The following is a 19,766-nucleotide window of genomic DNA, read 5'->3' as shown; positions in this document are numbered from 1 at the left end:
AGTCAAATGATTCTAAATTTCAAGATAAAAACTTTTATATTCACGATATATTCTTCCTAGCTTCATTTCGTGAAAAAACACTTTCTTTGCCGATTCCACACTTCTTTTGTCACACTGGAAGGGAACTTACTTCATAGATCGAAATCATTCAACAGGATATATATAGGAGGGATTATTTTGGAATATAAAACACCATTTATCGCAAAAAAATTAGGTGTTAGCCCAAAGGCTGTTGTCCGGATTGCACAACAATTAAATCTTACTATAGAAAAAAATAAATATGGTCACTTTATTTTTACACAAGATGATTTAGACCAAATGTTAGAATACCATCTTTCACAAATAGAGAAGTCCCAAAACACTCACCCTACTCAAAAAACATCATCAAATGATGTTGAAGAATTGAAAACTCAAGTAAATACAATTGTTCAAAACATATCATCACATGATTTTGAGCAATTAACCGCTCAATTAAACACAATTACGAGAAGACTAGATCGAATGGAAGAACAAATGCAAGATAAGGCAAATGATGTTGTTACGTACCAACTTTTACAACATCGCCGTGAAATGGAGGAAATGTTAGAGCGAATTCAAAAACTAGAAGCTACCCTCAAGAAAGAAGAACCAATCTATATTACTCCCGATACAAAGCCAATATATGAACGTGAAAAGAAACCGAAGCGCCGTAAAATGATTTTTAGTATATTTGGATTATAATTTTTAGACCCTTATTAAAATAATAAGGGTCTTTTTCATGAAGAATAATTTCATTTTAAAATCGCATTCTCTTTATTATATATATTCATTTCGTTTTATTTGGTTAACATAATATTCTTACTGTATTCTGCGATTAATGCCTGTGCATGGGCATTTCCTTGAATTACATCTCGAAATTCTTTTAAAGAATACAAATGCGTAGCCCCTTTTCGGGCATGAATTCGTACTGGTACACCTTGTAAAGTATCATGAAATTGAAATGGCTTATCTATCGGTTCAATTGGGAAACCGAGTGTTAATAAATACATATACATTCTTTTTGTAACCGCTGCGATATACCATTCTGCTTTTGTTTCTAATGCATGCATAAATAAAATAGCTGTTAGTCTTTTGAAGTGTCCTCTCCCACGAGACGTTTTCGCAATACTTAACTTGCCTATTTCATATACATTTTGCAAATCTTTCACTAAATCATTTTTAGAAAACGGATAGAAAAACTCAGAATTTGATTGTTCTGGTACCGTATACTTCATACATTCTACTGTACCGATATGATGTTCATCTTCTATTAATAAAAATCGTGATGGATTTAAATTACGTTCTACGAACATTAAGTTTCTTTCTTCACAAAAATCTCCCCATAGTTGCTCGAACCAAAAATGTTCTTCCTTTGTTTGAACACGCTGGAACATATTTCCCCGCCTTTCCCATCGCCGCTCTGTTTTTGATAACGCTTTCACTATCTATCATATAAGAACAAATCTTCGTATGCAACTAAAAATATTTATGACTTATTATATTCTGCAAAACGAATTAAATTCCATCATAATCATCTCTTATCCCTCATGTACCATCCTTCTCACAATATATTTATATTACTTGCAAATTCATATCGTATGAAGCCGTCTCCCCTACTGCATATAATTCTTCTTAATCTAAAGAAATCCTTTATAAAAAAGGATTTCTTTTACTTCTTCATGCTTTTTAACCACTTCTCAAAAATTTGTACCATTCCATGTTTTCCAGCTAATTTCTCTTCCCCTTGCTTTGTTTTATATGGATATAATTGTAAGAAAATACCACAACCAGACTCAATTTTTTTACTATGCATATGACTTCCTGGATATACACAAATGACTTCATAAATGGCCCTTCGATGATAGACTCGCTTTCCATCCTGTTCTTCTACAAATTTTATAGACCAGTACTTATACATTTGCTCAGTTGCTTTCGTATTCCCAACGTGCTGAAAAATATTGTACATTGGGCTATACTTCACTTCAATAATAATAGAAGATTGATAGACGTATTTCTCTTCCCCCTTTACATAACAGTCTAAGCGAATATCTGGCTTCTTCGTATCTTCTCCATTATAAAAATTACTCCCTTTACTTAATGCAATAAGAGGATGTGTTTCAATTAAATCATTAAATGCGACATGGACTTTCATATCATCTCGATGTAAAACTACTGTCGTTCCATCTTGTAATCCATCTACATAAAAATGTTCTTGTATTTGTTCACGAATGGAATTTCTAGCTTCAAAACCAATTTGCTCTAACATGGAAATAACGATAAAAAAAGCGTAATATTCATACACTAAAAAAGTTGGTTTATAAACAAATAATAAAGATGGAGATTGATCTGTATATTGTGGGAGTAAATCTAAATGCTGTAGTAATTGTTGATGTGGTATCGGTAAATTATGTGCGTTCATTCTACCCGTTTCAGAAACTTCTCTCCAAAATGGAGAATGCATTAAAGTTTGAAAGTATTGTACACTATCATGTACGAAATGCGCTAAAATTTTATATTCTTGTATCTTCATAGAACTTTTTCGTAAATCCGCCTCTTTTAGTAAATGTATATTTTTATATTTTTGTTTCTCTCTATCGGTCACTGATCCATTACGCTCAATTGTTTGTATAATCGTTTTTACAGCTTGAAATTCTTCTGATTTCTTCTTTTTTTCTCTTTCTAATATTTCAATTGTTTGACGCAAAAAACTTTCGGCTTCAAGTAAATAAAGATAAAATTGCATCGCTTTAAATTTAAGAAATGCATTTTCTATACTATTTTTTTGTTCGATAAACTTACGATTATAATATTTTGCGTACGGTTTTCTTTCCGCCACTACCGCTCCTTTCCTCGTTACTTTCCGCTCCTTTTCTTCCCATTTATATTCATGTATAAATTTTGAACTCGATTCTATTTTCTTAAAAATTTGCTTTATCTTTTTCATTTTTTGCGGCAACTTTCTAAGTAACACTAGATAAGAAGAATCTTCAATATCGCTAAGTGCAGAGAAAGTCTTTTTATAATAACCTCTATCTAAAATCAACTCATTTAAAATTGACTTCACATAGTTTTGAATCATTTCAAATTGATCATCAAAAAAATTTTTTGGAACGACTTGAAAAGCGCCATAATACGTTCGATTTTCTATATTCACCTCAAAATGATATAAACCACAACGCCATGGATAAAAGAATTCCGTTTTTCCATGTTCATATATTAATACCTTTTGTTTTTTTTCATTTATTTCATATTTTGTCTCTTTTATATTTTTCTGTCCCTCATAGACTTTATTCCATATAAAAGTAATATTCATTGGATTTTCATAATGGTATTGCAATCTAATTGGTTTTAATTCTTGCACTTTATAAATACATTGAACTAATGCTGTTGCAGAGGTACAAAGACGATTTAATAAAATATATTCTCCTTTTGACTCCGTTCCAATAATTAACTTTAATACAAAAGGAAGCGTTTCTTTCGTATCAACGATTTCTGTTTCGTATCGCCCATCATTTTGCATAACCATACAACTCCAGTTCTCTACGCTTTTCTCTTATATATGCTAAAGAGTGTTCAAATGTAGATACTCTGTTTGCAAGTGGAGATTGCAAAAGAGGTACTAATGTTGCCCCCCTTTTTACTTCCTCTGAAAGTAAAGACCCAACCATCATTTCAGTCCCTCTTATTTTCGTCAATACACGTTGCTTTATTTGTAAATCAAATCCTTCCTCTCTACTAATCATATAAGAATGATTATTTTGGAACGGTATATTTTGCAAATAAGTAGCAATTGCATTTGCACATCGAAAAGAAATTCCCTTTGACGTATCGTGTGATGACAATACACCATGTAACTTATCTAATAGCTCTAACTCTTCTTCAGAAAACACCTCAATCATCGTTTTATTCCTGACCCAATTTATGCGAAATTCTCCTGCAGTTACTTTCAGAGGTGGTTGTAATACAACTTTCTCTTGCTCCATACACATCTCACAAAACGGAATCTTTCGTAAAGTTATTACATTCGTCCGATCTAATAATCGATCTGAGAGCTCCTTCGTTGTTTCATCAAAATTCACAGTACCAACAAATATAATATTTTCTCCAATTTCAATTGTTGGCGGAATTGAATTTTCTTTTTCTTGCACACCTTCATATAAATTTAAAATACGATTTTGTTTTTCAAGTTGAAGAACAGATAGAAATGGAGTAAACCAATGCTCAATATGTGACATATTCATTTCATCAAAAACGATTATATACAGCTGATTTTGATTTTCTTTTGCCTTCATTAACGCCCTAACTAATTTTGTTTCACTTTCAATAAAAGTACCATTTGGATGAAGGTAACCAAGTAAATCATGTGGTTCTTGATATGATGGTGAAATCGGGATCCAAACCAATTCTTCCCCGTATTGTAATCCAAGTGCTTCTGCATAAGCTTGCACAAAACGGGATTTTCCAGCACCTGGTATCCCCCCCAGAATCGTCAACATATTTGTTTTTGTACTTATATGAAAGTTATAAATATCTGTTTCATCCAAATATAGCCCTTTATTACGTATAAAACTTTTCACATACTGTAAAAAGACGGATTCACGCTCATCCCATTCCCATTCATCCTTTTGCACTTTTATTTCCTCTACCTCTACAAGCTTACCTTCTTCAGTTATTCGTTTTTTTAATTGCTCATACACATGATTGCTTACAAAATATAATTGATCTTCTACCGCTATTTCTACATACTTCATCCAGTCATTAAGTTCTATATACTTACATTCCCGCTGCTGTTCAAAATATGCGATTGAACTAATTGACGATGACTTTAAAGATATATTTCCATATAACCTTCCCTCATGCCACAATAACTCAGGGGGCTCAAAGTCTTTCGGATATTTTGGCATTAGAAATGACAAATAACCATTACTAAGTTTTCTTTCTAAAGACTCTCCCTTTTTATAATCGGAAACTTTAGGTACTGGAATCATTTTATAACCGTTTGCTATTTCTCGCGCTTCTTCTGTACAAATTAACTCCACGTATATATGTCCTCTTTCATAATAGAGACGAAACATAATCAATTGCTTTTCTAGTTTTCTTTTCTTTAATTCCGAAAAGACTTTTTCATTCTTTTTATTGCTACATAAACCTTCAAATACATATGGTTCATTTTTCAATTGCTCTTGCAATGTGAATGGTATTGGCGATAGGCATTGTACAAAGAAATTCTCTCCACTCTTCTCACTCTCTGCTTTTGTAAACTTCCCAATAAACCTCATATAGTACATTCGTTTTATAAAACTTGGCTGAAGAGCTTTATGTAATTTCACCTTCGTCACCTTCTTTTTTTCATACTATTCTTAGTGTATGAAAGAAACGCAAAACTAGAAACAAAAAACCTGACGTTATCCGCCAGGTTCAAAATGAAATCGTATATTAATGAGATGGAAATGCGTTTTTCTCTTGTAAGATGGCATTATGAGCAATTTTCATTTTAGCAAGTACATATCGTAAACGATCTTCAGCGTTTTCATCTTTATGTTGCTGTAATTCCGCCAAATTCTCTACCGCACTCGCTAAATTTTCAATCACTCCTCGCAGTTCAGGATGATGATTAAAAAAAGATTCTTGCACTAACACTTTCCTTACTTCACTCGCTAAATCAACAATTCTGTTCAACTGTTCTTTTCCTTCCATTTTCATCCCTCCTGAATATCTTATGTATTAAATATTCTATAGACAAAGAAAAAAGCCCTTTAAATGAAAAGGACTTTTACATTTTTATATTTCCAGTCAATAACATATAAAGAGATGTAACAGCTGCTACGACAATTGCCCACATTACATATCTCTCTATACGAGTAAAACAACGATTTCCTTTTTCTTTTCTTGCGTACACATAAACAATGATCCCAATTCCGTATACGATTGAAACGAGCAATAAATTCTTCAAACCAGCTGCATAAATAAGCCATATAGAGTAAAGTGAAGCAATTAAAGCTAGCGAACCATTTTTCACTTTTGCATCTTTTAGTTCATTTGTAATCACTAATTTGAATTGGAATAACGCTGATAATAAATATGGTACTAAAATTGATGTTGACGCTATGAAATACATAATTTGATATGTTGACTCTGAAAACAGAACGATTATAAATATAACTTGGGCAACGCCATTTGAGATCCATAATGCCATATGCGGTGTTTGTTTTTTATTTGTTTTCGTAAAGACTTTCGGAAACACGCCATCTTTTCCTGCTACATGGGAAATTTCAGAAACAAGTAAAAACCAACCTATTAATGTACCTACAAGTGAAGCAACTAACCCGATGTTAATCGCTACTGCGCCCCACGTCCCAACAACATGTTCTAATACATGTCCCATTGACGGCGTTTCTAAAACAGAAAGTTCTCCTCTTGTCATCGCTCCCATTGACAAGACAGAAATTAAAATATAAATAGACATTACTAAAATAAGTCCTAATACTGTCGCTTTACCGACGTCTCGACTATTTTTCGCTCTTCCAGATAATACTACCGCTCCTTCAACCCCGATGAAAACCCAAAGAGTTACAAGCATTGTATTCTTCACTTGACCAAGTATAGAGGAAACTGAAATAGTTCCTTCTCCCCAAAAATCATGTGTAAATGTATCCCAGCGAAACGCTGTTACCATTACAACAATAAATAATACGATTGGTACCAATTTCCCTATTGTTGCAATCACATTCATAATAGATGCTTCACGAATGCCAAATAAAATTAGAAAATGAAGTGTCCATAATAAAAGTGATGCTCCTACGATAGACGCAACACTATTTCCACCTTTAAAAATGGGGAAGAAATAACCTAATGTACTAAACAGTAACATGATTGTTGCAACGTTTCCTAAAATTCCTGCTAACCAGTATCCCCAAGCACTGTTAAATCCGATATATTCACCGAAACCAGCACGTGCATAACTATAAATCCCGCCCTCAAGCTCTGGTTTCTTTCTTGCTAACGTTTGATATACGAGCGCGAGTGGAATCATTCCCATCGCTGTAATACACCAGCCAATTATGATAGAGCCGCTATTTGCTCCTACTGCTAAATCATGCGGTAAACTAAAAACACCGCCACCAACCATTGTTCCGACTACTAATGCAATTAATGGAAAAAATCCTAACTTCTTTTCTATTTGTACCACCCCATCTGTCATTCTAGGTGTTATGTTCGTTCAACTATTAAAGTCACCTTTTTCTCTAATAGACGCTTCTCTTATATTTTTTCAGGAAAACATTACTTATTCTAAAAGAAAATGAAGAAAAATGGAATACTTTTTTGAAAAAATGTATAAGTATGCACAAAAAAACCGTTCATTTTATAATGAACGGTCATTTCATACATATGAATTTGTATATTTTTTGTAAATTTAACGAAGTAAATTCTCTTTTTGTAAAAATTGTTTTGCGACTTCTTCACTACTTTTACCATTCACATTTACTTCATAATTCATTTTTCGCATTTCTTCATCTGTAATTTTTCCAGATAATTCATTTAATACTTTTTCAAGTTCAGGATATTTTTGTAATGTCTCTTTTCTTAATAACGGTGCACCTTGATATGGTGGGAATAACCCTTTATCATCTTTTAACACTTTAAGTCCGTACTGTTCCAATTCACTATCTGTTGAATATGCATCGATTACGTTAACATCTCCAGATTCAATTGCGCTATAACGCAGCTTCGGCTCCATCGTTTTAACATTCGAGAACTTATAGTTATATAATTTTTGCATTCCTTTATAACCATCTTCACGATCAGCAAATTCTAATGTGAACCCTACTTTAGCATCCTGTGCAATATTTCCTAAATCAGAAATTGTACTTATATTCTTTTGATCTGCTATTTTTTTCGGCATAGCTAGTGCATATGTATTGTTATACTCCATTGGTTTCAACATAACCATACTATATTTCTTTTCCATTCCAACGCGAGCCTGCTCATATACTTCATCCCGATTTGTACTTTTTGGCTCTTCTTTCACGAATGTAGATAAAGCTGTTCCCGAAAACTCAGGGTATATATCTACTTCCCCTGATTTCAACGCTTCGAATACAAATGATGTTTTTCCAAGACCTGGTTTTAATTGTACATGTAAATCGGTATCTTGTTCAATAAGCTGCTTATACATTTGAATTAAAATTTCAGGTTCTGATCCAAGTTTGCCCGCAATAACAATATCTTTCTTTTCGGTATTCCAAAGAAATGGAGAAGCAACCATTATACAAACAATACATATCGTCAATATAACACGCTTAGACGAACGTTTTGGACTCTCAAGCACCCGAAGTACTACATCAAAGAATAAAGCAAGTAACGCGGCTGGTACGGCCCCTAAAATGATAAGCGCATGATCATTCCGATCGATACCAAGCAATATGAGTTTACCAAGCCCACCAGCACCTATAAGAGCTGCTAATGTAGCCGTTCCAACAATTAATACCATTGCCGTACGAATACCGGCCATAATAATTGGTAACGCAAGAGGAAGCTCTACCTTCCACAGTCTTCTCCAGCTATTCATCCCCATAGCTTTCGCTGCTTCAATTAAAGATTCATCTAACTCCCGTATTCCTGTATATGTATTGCGTAAAATAGGTAATAGTGCATACACAACTAATGCGATAATCGCTGGAAGTTTTCCGATTCCTACTAACGGAATTAATAGTCCGAGCAATGCAAGTGATGGCACTGTCTGCATTACTGCAGAAGTTCCTATTATAAATTCAGCCATTCGCTCTTTTCTCGTTAATAAAATGCCAAGCGGTACCGCAATAATTACTGCAAAAAATAATGAAATAAGCGATATTTGTAAATGCTCACTTAATGCAGTTAGTAATTCTATTTTTCGTTCTTGGAACGTCTGTATAAAATCAGTCACTGTTTAGCCTCTTTCCTTCATTTGTTCAACGATATAATTGACAATATGACGACTTGTTAAAGCTCCAACATATCGACCATTTTCTTCAACTGGAACGACTTCATCAGCTCGCAGGCGAACTAATGCTTCTTGTAAAGAAGAATGTAATGATAGTGCCTCCCCTTCTATCCGCATACTTTCATCATGTGGCAATACATCTTCAATACTTTTCCCCTCATACCAAGGTCTTCCACGATTTCCAATGAATTCTTCTACAAATTCATTTTTCGGGTTATGTATAATTCCTTCTGGCGTATCTAATTGAACAACTTTTCCTTCTTTCATAACACAAATGCGATCTCCAAGTGATAATGCTTCTTGCATATCATGTGTTACGAATACAATTGTTTTTTGAATCTTCTTTTGCAATTGTACGATATCCTTCTGAAGCTGTTCTCTACTTAATGGATCTAGCGCACTAAATGGTTCATCCATAAGAACGATTTTCGGGTTTGCGGCTAATGCCCGCACGACACCTACACGTTGTTTTTGTCCTCCTGATAATTCATCAGGCATGCGATCGCGATATACGTCTGGATCTAGCCCGACCATCTGGAGCAACTCATCGACACGAGCTTTTATTTTTTCTTTGCTCCACTTTCTCATTTCAGGAACAACTGCAACATTTTCAGCAATTGTCATATGAGGGAACAAAGCGATTTGCTGCAACACGTACCCTATATCCCATCGTAATTCATTAATATTGTATTCTTGAATATCTTTTCCATCGATTAAAATTGAGCCTTCTGTCGTTTCAATTAAACGATTAATCATTTTCATTGTCGTTGTTTTCCCGCAACCACTCGGACCAATGAGAACAAAAAATTCTCCCTTTTTAATTTCTAAATGCAATGAATCCACTGCTTTTGTGCCATCTTCATATGATTTTGACACTTGATTAAACTGAATCACAAATACAACTCCTTTATCGTTGTTTCCTTTATTTTGATGGAATATGGAATTCATTTCAAATGATACGCATTATTCAACAAAAAAAGAGCTCACATTTGAGCTCTAACGGTCTAACAATATTGTTTTCATTATAGCGGCGTATTCACGCACATACATTTTTCTCTTAGAGCGCATTGGCGTTTCAGCAGCTAGTGCCTCCATCCTCATGCCTAAACGCTTTGCAATTATTTTCGTTCTATATAAATGATACGTATTGCTTACAACTACCGCATGTTTCACATCATATAAATCTATACTAAACTTTAAATTCTCATACGTATTTGTAGATTGATCTTCTATTAAAATACGACTCTCATCTATACCATGTACCATTAAATAGTTCCTCATACTATGAGCTTCCGGTATATCTTCATCTTCTCCTTGACCACCTGAAACAATTACTTTCGCTTCAGGATGAGAAACTAAATATTCCAATGCTACATCCAAACGGTTTTGAAGAGATAAAGACGGTCTATCTCCAAATAACTTTGCACCTAATATAAGAACGTACGGAGAGTGATGGCTCAGCTTTTCACGAGCAACTTTCTTCATTCGAAAGGTCATATAAAGAATGTATAGTGGTGGTAATAATAAGATTATAAGTAATATCCATTTGTTCATATATATGTTTGCACTCCCTTTCTTTTTATTATATAAAAAAAGATTGGAAGGCAGAAGTGTTTTTTAAACGATTGATTTATTAAAAACTTTCGTCCCTACTTTACGTTGTGAATATACATAATAAAGAGCAATTCCTAATGATAGAATCAATATACAGCTAAGTACGTAAAACGGGAGCATTACCCCAGCTTTAGATACACCAGCTGTAAACAGCATTAATAATACAATTCTTATTCCTGTACCAATTAATCGAAATAAGCTGTCAACACGTCCCATTACTTCGTTTGGGATTTCCTCCATCATCAATACATTTCTCGCCACTCTTGTCCCCGCATTTCCAATCGCATGAAAAATCGCTAGTCCATATAACAACATTACGGAAGGTTCAATAATCATTGCGGTAATTGAAATTACATAAATGCACATCGTCATAACGATTGAAACTTCTGTTTTGACATATTTCATTATGAGTGGAATACAGATTCCTGCAACAACAGCTCCAACACCGTACATCATTCCCTCTATCGCGTATACAGAGGCATTAGCTTTAAGTATATCCGAAATATAAACTGGTATTAAATAATTTGCCATCATGACACCTATAAACGGCATATAAGTAGCAAGTAAGAACCAAAAGAGCTTAGGACGTTTTTTCATAAAGTGAATTCCTTCGAACAATTGCTTCTTAAATGTTATTTTCTTTTTAATCTCTTTTTTCTTGACATACGGTATACATAAAAACAGCAAAAATGCTCCTACAAAAGTTAACATATCTACTAACAATATCCACTTCAAAGACACAACTTCAATTAGAAAGCTCGCGGCTGCTCCTGAAATAACTTGTGTTAACTGTCCTTGTATTTCCATCGTTCCACTTAAACTTTTATAATGTTCTGCTTGAAAAATTTCTTGGTTGAACGCAAAAATTGTAGGATAAAATAATAGATAGTAAAAAGAGCCCGCTATATAAATAAGAATATAATGAATAGAATGATAGGATTGCCCAGCAAATCCCCATATAACCATTATTCCGATTACGGCTATCCCAATACCTTCATTACATAATAATAAAGATTTTCTTGAAAAACGATCAATACTTTGCCCGATAAACGGAGTTAACAAAAACATAATCAGTGTTGAGATGATGGAAACATAACCAAACGTTGTCTCTCCTCCACTCTCTTTAATTAACAACCATGGAATCGTTATCATTACAATACCGGAACCAATAGCTGATAGACTATTGGCCCCTAGAATGAAATACAAGCGTGAATCTTTATAAAGAGATGACATATCACTCAACTCCTAGTTGCTTTTTCACCTCTTTATATACGCTCATATATGCTTTCAATTCTTTAACTACATCATGAATTAATGGTTTTGCATCTTCCCCAAGTTCACCATCTTGCACATGTAATCCATCAAGAACAACTTGTTTTGGAATTGCATTTGCATAAACACCTCTAGCGACCGTTCGCATGCTGTTTAATGCATTTATTCCACCTTTACCGCCACCAGCAACCGCTAACAACGCAACTGGTTTATGAATAAATTCATTACTACTTAAGTAATCTAAAGAGTTTTTCAGCGCACCGCTCATCGCATTATGATATTCTGGTGTACATAATACAACCCCATCCGCAGCTTTCACTAACGTTTTTAATTTTTTCACTGCCTCTAAATCACGTTGTGACTCTTCTCCATTGTATAAAGGTAACTCCTCAATTGCTAAATCATATAATTCCCCTTCAAATTGATCCGCAATATATTTTGCCACCACGCGAGTTCTACCAAATTTTCTTGGTGTACCGTTAATAACAACTAGTTTCATGATTATTTCTCCCCTTTGTTTTCAATTTCTACTTATATATTATCAGAAATTTCTACACAAAACACAATATAAAGAGTTAACTTGTTTCATAAAATAGTATGATAAACAAAAAAGAACTCATACTTTCGTATGAGTTTCGTACAATTACTTTGTTTCATCTCTCATGCTCAATGTACCTAAACTTTCATTTGCTTTAAAATGGTTATATGCTTTTTCCGCTAATCTTTTCCGTTCTTCTGATAATTCTATATATTTCATTACGTTTTCAATTATTTTTTCATACGGAGTAAATACAATACCCGGCCAATCTATTTCGTCCTCTGGGTTGCTATTTTCCGAAATAATAAATTTCTTATTTGCCACTGCATAAGAAACTCGAGGAGTTTCAAGAATACCAGATAAGTAAAAGTGGATATTTAATATAATTTTAGACCTGGCAATTAACTCATTTCTAACAATTCCCCATGCATTATTTTTAAAAACAATATTTAAATTCGGGGCAACGACTTTTAATTGATCCAATATAGCTTGCCGCCTTGGGTTAAGAGCACCTATAAACAGTATATCAATGTCTTCAATTAATTCTTCATCAAATGCATCTTTTTTTATTTCTAAAGTTGGTGCATAGTTCATGCCTACATGTTTTATTTCTTTTCCTACTCCTCTTTGTTTTAACCATTCTATATTTTGTTTACTATAATCCCAAATTTCCTTATCTTTTAATAACATTAAATAAAGAGGATGCGCATAAGGGCTTCCTTCATATAGCTGTTCTAAATTATAAATAATTGCATTTTTCGGAAGGAGATGTGGGCTATGTGCATATGTATGCGCTCCAAAAACAATTGTATTCCCCACATTTTCGAGTATTGTTTCTGATATGATTGCTGTATTTCCCTCTTGCTCCAATCGCCATTTCAAAGCTCGCGCAACATCTATAAAACTACCATACGTCTTTGGGCATATAAACAAACAATAATCATATTCTTTATTCAAATAAGCTTCCATTAGCCTTAAATTATTCTTATATAAATCTACATCCGGATATTTCAGTAAAAGATCCTTTGCATGTTTTTTTGCTACTTTATATAGTCCAGCATAATAAGCAGCAATGCACCTTCTTAATTCAATTCTTTGCTGATGTTCATCTGATACGTCCATGTTTAACAGAAGATTTGCGATACAATACGCTTTTAAATGATCACGATCATAATAATAATCTAGTAGTGGCAACAATTCTTCATACGTATTTCCATGCACAGATTCTCCTAGTTCTAGCGCCCATCGTATTAATTCCATTATTACTCCACTACTCCTTTAACCGAAATTGTATTTAATAAAATTTCGCATTACTTTCTACCATATTTGCTATATGCAACGGTAACTCATCTTTTTTCGATTCCAAAAATTTTTGTGACACTGCACCTAAATGCTTTTTATGTGGTATATAAAAAGCATTTATAGAAATCTCATAGTCAAATAAGTAATCATACACATGATAATCTACAAATAGAAGATCATTTTTCGGAAAAGGAATTTCCTTCCCTTGCAGGGCATACATCAAAGCAATATTATTTTGAGATTTTAATCGATACATTCTTGCAAGTTGATATAATGGCTCAGCCCTAGTTGGTCTATATTCCCACGCTTTTTGAAAATAAAGAACAGCTAATGCTGTATATTGCTCTTCTTGTTTCTTAGCATTTTCTTTTTCATCCACTTCTGTTACTTCAAGTTGTTTATTTGCTGAACGAGTTGCTAATTGTTCATAACAAAATCCTATTCGCAATAACGAATAAAATACCTCTTCAACCCATCCCCCTGCTTCCACTCGTTTTTTATACCATTTAATCGAATCTTCAAATTGACTTAAATGAAAATACGTTTGGGCTAAATAAAATAAATATCTTATATGCAAATCTGGCGTAGTTTCTGGATCACTCAGCCCTTGTAACAACAGCCTCTCATCTCTTTCAAATTTATCCGCTTTACTCCCACCATCACCAGGGTCATTAACGACAAGCGTCTCCAGTCTAGCTACTCTCGTATTGTAATCCTCTCCAACTTTGGAACGATCTATATCCCAATACTCATGAGTAACACCGACTGATTTCCATGGTAAAGACGCTTTTAAAAGCCGTGTAAGCCAATACTTAATATGAATATCATATTGTAATGTAAGATAATGGTCTTCCGTTAAGCTCGTTTTATCGAAATTCGGATCAACCTCTAAAATCATATCCGCATCTAATATTAATAAATAATCTGCTTCTGGGTATGTTTTTTGCGCTAACGAAACAGCTAAGCTTCTGTTATAACCAAAGTTTTTAAACGGCTCATGATGAACCGTCCCAGGTATCTCATTTTCCTTACACCAATTTTCAATAATTTCAGGCGTATGATCAGTTGATCCAGTATCACAAATAGAAACAAAATCTACAATTGATTTCGTAGCATTTAAACATCTTTCCATAATTCTAGATTCGTTTTTAACAATCATACAAAGACATAACTTTTTTTCTTCCCCTACATTCTTCACTTGCTCATTTCCCATTTAACCACCTCATATTTTTTTAACACGCTCTCTCCATATGTAACATCATTTCTTAGCTACACTGATGACATAATCATTCTTTTACTATTTATGAAAACTTCATTTTATTTATTCTTATTTTTATGTTGGGACATATTTCATGCAGCGCTTTATACTTAATACAACCAATACAAAAAACATAATGCGGGAATCCGTACATTTCAAAGTCTAAGAGGAGGTTATATTTTGTTGGATTACATTTGGCTAGATGACAAATCACCAATTTTAGAACAACTACCAAGCACCTTTAAATCTGCAGCTATATTGCTACACCCTTTTGTCCAAATGCCTTTAGAATGGGAAAAGTCTGTGAGAAAAAAACTATATGAGCACATCTATCCTAGCGCTGAAGAAATCATTCATAATGGGAAATCCGTTTCTTGGAAGGAAATGATGTCTTATAGTGGATTACATTCATACGCAGAATTAGCAATGGCCATGTTGACTTCCATTGGTGCTTTTACAGAAGAATATAAAAGAGAGGATTTAGCTGAAAAACTACATTCAAACTTAAAAGAAGATCTTTATTATCCAACAGAAGATTATACGTCTATATTTTTATTACATAAATTACTTAAACTCCTCGGTTCTAAAGGTGCAAAAAATTTATATTTCTCTGAACCAATTCTTGATACAAACGGATTATTAGAAGTAGATAATACTACTCCATTAGATATTTGGGACATTAGCAATAATGAGTTAATTATTACTAGCGAAGACAATGAGTATGCGTTTATGAGTATATTCGATTCCTTTACAACCTTATTATTAGCTAAAGAAGAAAATATAGAATATATTATTCAATCAATGAACGTTGAAGCTGTCATTTGTGACAAAAAAACGATGATTGATTGGTATTTTTAAATTAGTAATTTCTTAAACTATAAAAAAGAAACTTGCGCTTATGCACAAGTTTCTTTTCAAAAATCATTCTCTATTTTTTCACAACTTCATGCCCACCGAACTGATTACGTAATGCTGAAACTACTTTTCCATGGAATGTATCATCTTCCTGAGAACGATAGCGCATAAATAATGACATAGCGATAACTGGTGCTGCAGCTTGCAGTTCAAGTTCCGTTTCAACAGTCCATTTTCCTTCTCCTGAAGAGTTCATTACACCTTTAATGCCATCTAGTTTCGGACCTTCTGCAAATGATTTTTCAGTTAAGTCCATTAACCAACCACGGATAACGGATCCGTTCGTCTATAAATATCATGCCCATTCATATGTTGTAATAAATCTTCCGCTTGTTTCGTACTGCGATTATCTGCCCAAATAATAGAGCGCGTTAACGGCGCACCGTTTTCATCTACTACAATTAATGCGTGCATAGCTGTACTAATACCGATTGAAGAAATATCTTCTGGTAATACATTACCTTTTCTACGGAAACGCTTACACTTTTATATACAGCGGCACATATTACATCAGGATCTTGCTCAGCCCATCCTACATTCGGTTGAATAATTGGGTAATCGATTGCATGTGATGCAATGACTTTTCCTTTTTCTGTGAACACAACCATTTTTGCACTTGTGGTACCGATATCAATCCCGATTACTCTCCCCCTTGTTTCCATGCGAATCTTCCCTTCATTTCTAGCAAAATACGATTTAGTAAACCGTTTACATGAATTAGTATATAAAATTTTTTCATAACAAAAAAATAAATCCCCTCATTCCGTTTCATTTACATACTCTATGTAGCTTTTCCGTCCGGTAAAATTGCATCATATTCGTTTTGTAACACACTTTTTTTCTAGTTTTTCGGTAACTATTTTTTTAGCTTAATGGGTATGTTGTTCGTTGTACAAGACCTACATTTTAGTAATATTTCGTAAGGTATTAGGAGATAAAAATGTTTAAATTCCTTGACCAAATTGTAGTAATAGATTAGATCAAAAAACGCCATCCTTTCCTATGATTCTATAGAAAGAATAGCGTTTTTTTCATTTTAGGTAGAATTTTATTTTGTTAACTTGATGATACTGTGCTTCTATCCCACATCGTCTCTAATTTGAAAACATTTATTCCATTTAATAATCCTTTAATGAAAATAACCTAACTGACATATTCAAACAACTCTATTGACACTTAACACTACACTTCATTAAGGTACATTATTCTAAATTTATTGATGTAGTTGAGATGGACTCACTTTTTGAATTTGAACAAGTATATCAAACGCTTTACCTAATGATATATCAACTGTTTTTGGTATATCAGGCCCTTCGGTAGTTACTCCAGCGAAAATTGGATGTTGTTCGTTCAACCAAGTTTTTGTCACACCGTTTGCCTTACGTAAATCAATAAAAAATTGATCTTTTTTAACTTGTCCAAAGATGTAGTTATAACTGTTTGGATCATCCGATTTTAATATTCCATTTGGGCCAAATTCACCATCGCTATTCTTGACATTGTATTGTCCTTCATAAACTGATGTTCCAATAGATACGTACCGTTTTCCGTAATACTCTGCTAAATACTGCCCAGCTACTTTAGGGTATACAAAAGGAAGCATATTTGTTTTCGAAACGTGGCCATTATGCCCCCATACAATAGTTTTTCCTAAATGTTCTTCAGTCCACTTTGCATTTTCATACATTGCGATATCATGTTTCAAATATAAATCAGATGGTTTATCAGGAGGTGACGTTAACATTGTAGTAAACTGTTCAATAATACGAGCATTTTGTTTTATCCATGCGAACTCTTTAGATTTCCCATTTAAATAACTTTTATTTTCCTCTAATAAAGCACTAATTTGTTTAGCATCTGAAATATACTTTTCTTTTTCTTCTTTCGTAAGGCTTTCAAAAGTATTCATATCCTTTGTTACAGGAATAAGACCTTTTATCTTCTCTTCTATCCTCGGCACAAGTTTTGAATTGGTTCTTTTAACATATTCTATTATATTATTATAAACATTCTCGTTTACTGATTGAATGTCCATCCCGATGATACGCACTTTAGATTTATGTTTTGGATTAGCATTATATTGCCGAATCCAATCAAGTAAATCTAACATTTCTTTCGTCTTAAATACAGGTGATAAATGCTGGCTTGGATTTCCCTTACCAGTAAGAACATATCGATCAAGTTCTAAAGCTCTGTCCCACCCCTCTTCTAAAACTAGGTTGGTAAAACCCTTTTCAGATACTAAATAATTTACAATACGGTTTTTCATCGTAAAAACTTCATGAGCCCCATGTGTAGCTTCACCTAAACCTACAATTGAAGCTGAACCCACCATATTCTTAAATGGTTTTAAATCATTAAAAGATGTATTTGGATTTGTTGTTTTTAAAGGCTTCGCGTGCATTTCTAACCATTCCGCTATTTGATTTTTATTGTAGGGAGCTGTAACAGAAACTCCTGTTTTAGAGTCTGCATAAGTACTTCCTACAAAATTAGTCAGTATTATAGCAGAAACACCAAGTGCAGTAATCATTTTCTTTTTCATAAAACCCTCCTGAAATATTTACTTAAAACGATAGCGTTCTTTTATACTTAATTACGATTATTAAATTTTTTTAGAGCAAGTTGTTTTTTGCACCAAAATGATATATTTTAAACTATAAACCTATGACAAAACTTATCCATTTCGCCTTTTTGCCTACTTCCTAAATTCAGCAAGTAAAATACTTTTAAAAGGATCAGGATTACTAAAGTTAAAGCTGTTCAAATTGACGGCCAATGTATGCTTGCCTCCAAGTGTTCCACCAACAAAAGTGGAAAACCCTAGAACGCTACCTCTGTGTCCCCATACCGAGACACCGTTCGGAAGCTTAAATTCAACGATTCCAAGACCATATCCCGCTCCTTCTCTATCTGTAGGAACTGTAGTAAGCATTTGTTTTAGTTGCTGTTCCTTCAGTAATTTACCACTAAGTAAGTAAGAGAAGAATTTATTTAAATCGTCAGCAGTAGAAATTATATCTCCATCCGAGCTACCTGGGTTCATATATGTAACGTCTTTTAGCTCACTTGCTCCGTCTAGTTGGAAATAGCCACGGGCATGCTTAGTGCCTGGAATCACGCTTGAATTACCAGGTAGGAATGTATTTGACAAATCAAGCGGTTCAATAATCCGATTTTCAACCTCTTCCGCATAGCTGTTGCCAGTTACTTTTTCAATAAGGATCCCCAGTAATACGTATCCTGTGTTTGAATAAGACCAACCCTTTCCCGGGGCAAAGTCTGGGGGAAGAGAAATCCCCATCTTTACAAATTCTTCAGCCGTATACGATTTTTTTATATCCGTAATATCGAAGTCTTTTGAATTTATATAGTCAGCAATACCACTTGTATGATTCAATATTTGCCGGATTGTAATCTGGTTACCATCATATCCGTTTCCTTGAATGACACCAGGCAACCATTTTTCAATGGAGTCATCTAGATTCAAACGGTTCTCTCCAGATAATTGCAGTAGCACTGTTGCAATGAACGTTTTCGTCACACTGCCAATACGAAAGCGAAAATCTGCTTTCATTGGTTTCTTAGTTCTCACATCTGCTACCCCAGCGGTATAACTCCAAGTTTTACCACCCTTAGAAATTTGAGCGAGTATTCCTGGGTATCCAAGTTGTAGTGCATCTCGCATTGCTTTCTTAACGGAAGTACGATCGCTTTGCGTACTTGTTTGTAAAGAACTAGATACATTTTGCGACGATTCTGCTTTTACAATTGAGGCTGGTGTTATGTATAACAGGGAATTCCCAGCTATTAATAATGCTAGACTTCCACATATAATTTTACTGCGTGTTTTCATAAAGCATTCC

Annotated in this window: 15 protein-coding genes and 3 pseudogenes; 2 read left to right on the top strand and 16 right to left on the bottom strand. The window is 33.9% G+C overall.

Going from position 1 to position 19,766, the window contains the following annotated elements; all coding sequences use genetic code 11:
* Nucleotides 1–177 precede the first annotated feature (177 nt).
* Nucleotides 178–720: a chromosome-anchoring protein RacA gene (gene racA, locus ACTFR9_RS04135; protein ID WP_000456007.1), complete on the top strand. Its 543-nt coding sequence runs from the start codon at nt 178–180 to the stop codon at nt 718–720.
* 95 nt (nt 721–815) lie between these two features.
* On the opposite strand, the gene ACTFR9_RS04130 is transcribed toward racA, so the two are convergent.
* From ACTFR9_RS04130 to ACTFR9_RS04075, 12 genes are all read right to left on the bottom strand, one after another.
* On the bottom strand, nt 816–1,412 hold the full coding sequence (locus ACTFR9_RS04130) for a hypothetical protein (RefSeq protein WP_000487805.1): 597 nt from the start codon (nt 1,410–1,412) through the stop codon (nt 816–818).
* Between the two features lie 275 nt (nt 1,413–1,687).
* Nucleotides 1,688–3,538, bottom strand: a complete 1,851-nt coding sequence (locus ACTFR9_RS04125) for a hypothetical protein (RefSeq protein WP_001178636.1) — start codon at nt 3,536–3,538, stop codon at nt 1,688–1,690.
* The gene (locus tag ACTFR9_RS04120) at nt 3,528–5,348 is read right to left on the bottom strand and encodes an AAA family ATPase (RefSeq protein ID WP_000766181.1); all 1,821 of its coding nucleotides are present in this window, start codon (nt 5,346–5,348) and stop codon (nt 3,528–3,530) included. Before ACTFR9_RS04120 ends, ACTFR9_RS04125 begins: the two co-directional genes overlap by 11 nt.
* Nucleotides 5,349–5,454: 106 nt before the next feature.
* Nucleotides 5,455–5,715, bottom strand: coding sequence for a hypothetical protein (locus ACTFR9_RS04115; RefSeq protein WP_000398576.1), 261 nt, complete (start codon nt 5,713–5,715; stop codon nt 5,455–5,457).
* Nucleotides 5,716–5,791: 76 nt separating this feature from the next.
* A complete protein-coding gene (arcD, locus tag ACTFR9_RS04110) occupies nt 5,792–7,219 on the bottom strand; it encodes an arginine-ornithine antiporter (RefSeq protein WP_000129462.1) in 1,428 nt (475 codons plus the stop codon).
* Between the two features lie 213 nt (nt 7,220–7,432).
* On the bottom strand, nt 7,433–8,944 hold the full coding sequence (locus ACTFR9_RS04105) for an ABC transporter permease/substrate-binding protein (RefSeq protein WP_048556971.1): 1,512 nt from the start codon (nt 8,942–8,944) through the stop codon (nt 7,433–7,435).
* 3 nt (nt 8,945–8,947) lie between these two features.
* Entirely contained in the window at nt 8,948–9,895 is a 948-nt protein-coding gene (locus tag ACTFR9_RS04100; protein ID WP_000614093.1) for an ABC transporter ATP-binding protein, read from the bottom strand.
* Nucleotides 9,896–9,997: 102 nt separating this feature from the next.
* Complete coding sequence (locus tag ACTFR9_RS04095) at nt 9,998–10,555, bottom strand: YdcF family protein (RefSeq protein WP_001045793.1); 558 nt, start codon at nt 10,553–10,555, stop codon at nt 9,998–10,000.
* A 63-nt stretch (nt 10,556–10,618) separates the two neighbouring features.
* Entirely contained in the window at nt 10,619–11,848 is a 1,230-nt protein-coding gene (locus tag ACTFR9_RS04090; RefSeq protein WP_000097178.1) for an MFS transporter, read from the bottom strand.
* A 1-nt stretch (nt 11,849) separates the two neighbouring features.
* The gene (locus ACTFR9_RS04085; protein ID WP_000780354.1) at nt 11,850–12,386 is read right to left on the bottom strand and encodes an NADPH-dependent FMN reductase; all 537 of its coding nucleotides are present in this window, start codon (nt 12,384–12,386) and stop codon (nt 11,850–11,852) included.
* 144 nt (nt 12,387–12,530) lie between these two features.
* Nucleotides 12,531–13,685: a hypothetical protein gene (locus tag ACTFR9_RS04080; protein ID WP_000420435.1), complete on the bottom strand. Its 1,155-nt coding sequence runs from the start codon at nt 13,683–13,685 to the stop codon at nt 12,531–12,533.
* A gap of 34 nt (nt 13,686–13,719) precedes the next feature.
* Nucleotides 13,720–14,940 carry a tetratricopeptide repeat-containing glycosyltransferase gene (locus tag ACTFR9_RS04075; RefSeq protein WP_000526212.1) on the bottom strand — a complete coding sequence of 407 codons (1,221 nt, stop codon included), beginning with the start codon at nt 14,938–14,940 and terminating at the stop codon, nt 13,720–13,722.
* Nucleotides 14,941–15,079: 139 nt separating this feature from the next.
* Here ACTFR9_RS04075 and ACTFR9_RS04070 point away from each other — a divergent pair.
* Nucleotides 15,080–15,843: pseudogene (locus tag ACTFR9_RS04070) on the top strand (DUF2711 family protein).
* A gap of 70 nt (nt 15,844–15,913) precedes the next feature.
* Here ACTFR9_RS04070 and ACTFR9_RS04065 read toward each other — a convergent pair.
* From ACTFR9_RS04065 to ACTFR9_RS04050, 4 genes and pseudogenes are all read right to left on the bottom strand, one after another.
* Nucleotides 15,914–16,183 (bottom strand): annotated as a pseudogene (locus tag ACTFR9_RS04065) (hypothetical protein); the annotation flags it as partial.
* Nucleotides 16,180–16,562, bottom strand: a pseudogene (locus ACTFR9_RS04060) (FGGY family carbohydrate kinase); the annotation flags it as partial. The pseudogenes ACTFR9_RS04060 and ACTFR9_RS04065, both read right to left, overlap by 4 nt.
* Nucleotides 16,563–17,113: 551 nt before the next feature.
* Nucleotides 17,114–18,445 carry an erythromycin esterase family protein gene (locus ACTFR9_RS04055; RefSeq protein ID WP_000728411.1) on the bottom strand — a complete coding sequence of 444 codons (1,332 nt, stop codon included), beginning with the start codon at nt 18,443–18,445 and terminating at the stop codon, nt 17,114–17,116.
* A 153-nt stretch (nt 18,446–18,598) separates the two neighbouring features.
* Complete coding sequence (locus ACTFR9_RS04050; protein ID WP_000857777.1) at nt 18,599–19,756, bottom strand: serine hydrolase domain-containing protein; 1,158 nt, start codon at nt 19,754–19,756, stop codon at nt 18,599–18,601.
* Nucleotides 19,757–19,766 lie beyond the last annotated feature (10 nt).

The sequence above is a fragment of the Bacillus cereus group sp. MYBK222-1 genome (assembly GCF_051916425.1).
In the GTDB taxonomy this organism is placed as follows: domain Bacteria; phylum Bacillota; class Bacilli; order Bacillales; family Bacillaceae_G; genus Bacillus_A; species Bacillus_A paranthracis.
Note: the sequence above shows the minus strand (reverse complement) of the source record. Positions and strands in the feature narration are given on the sequence as shown.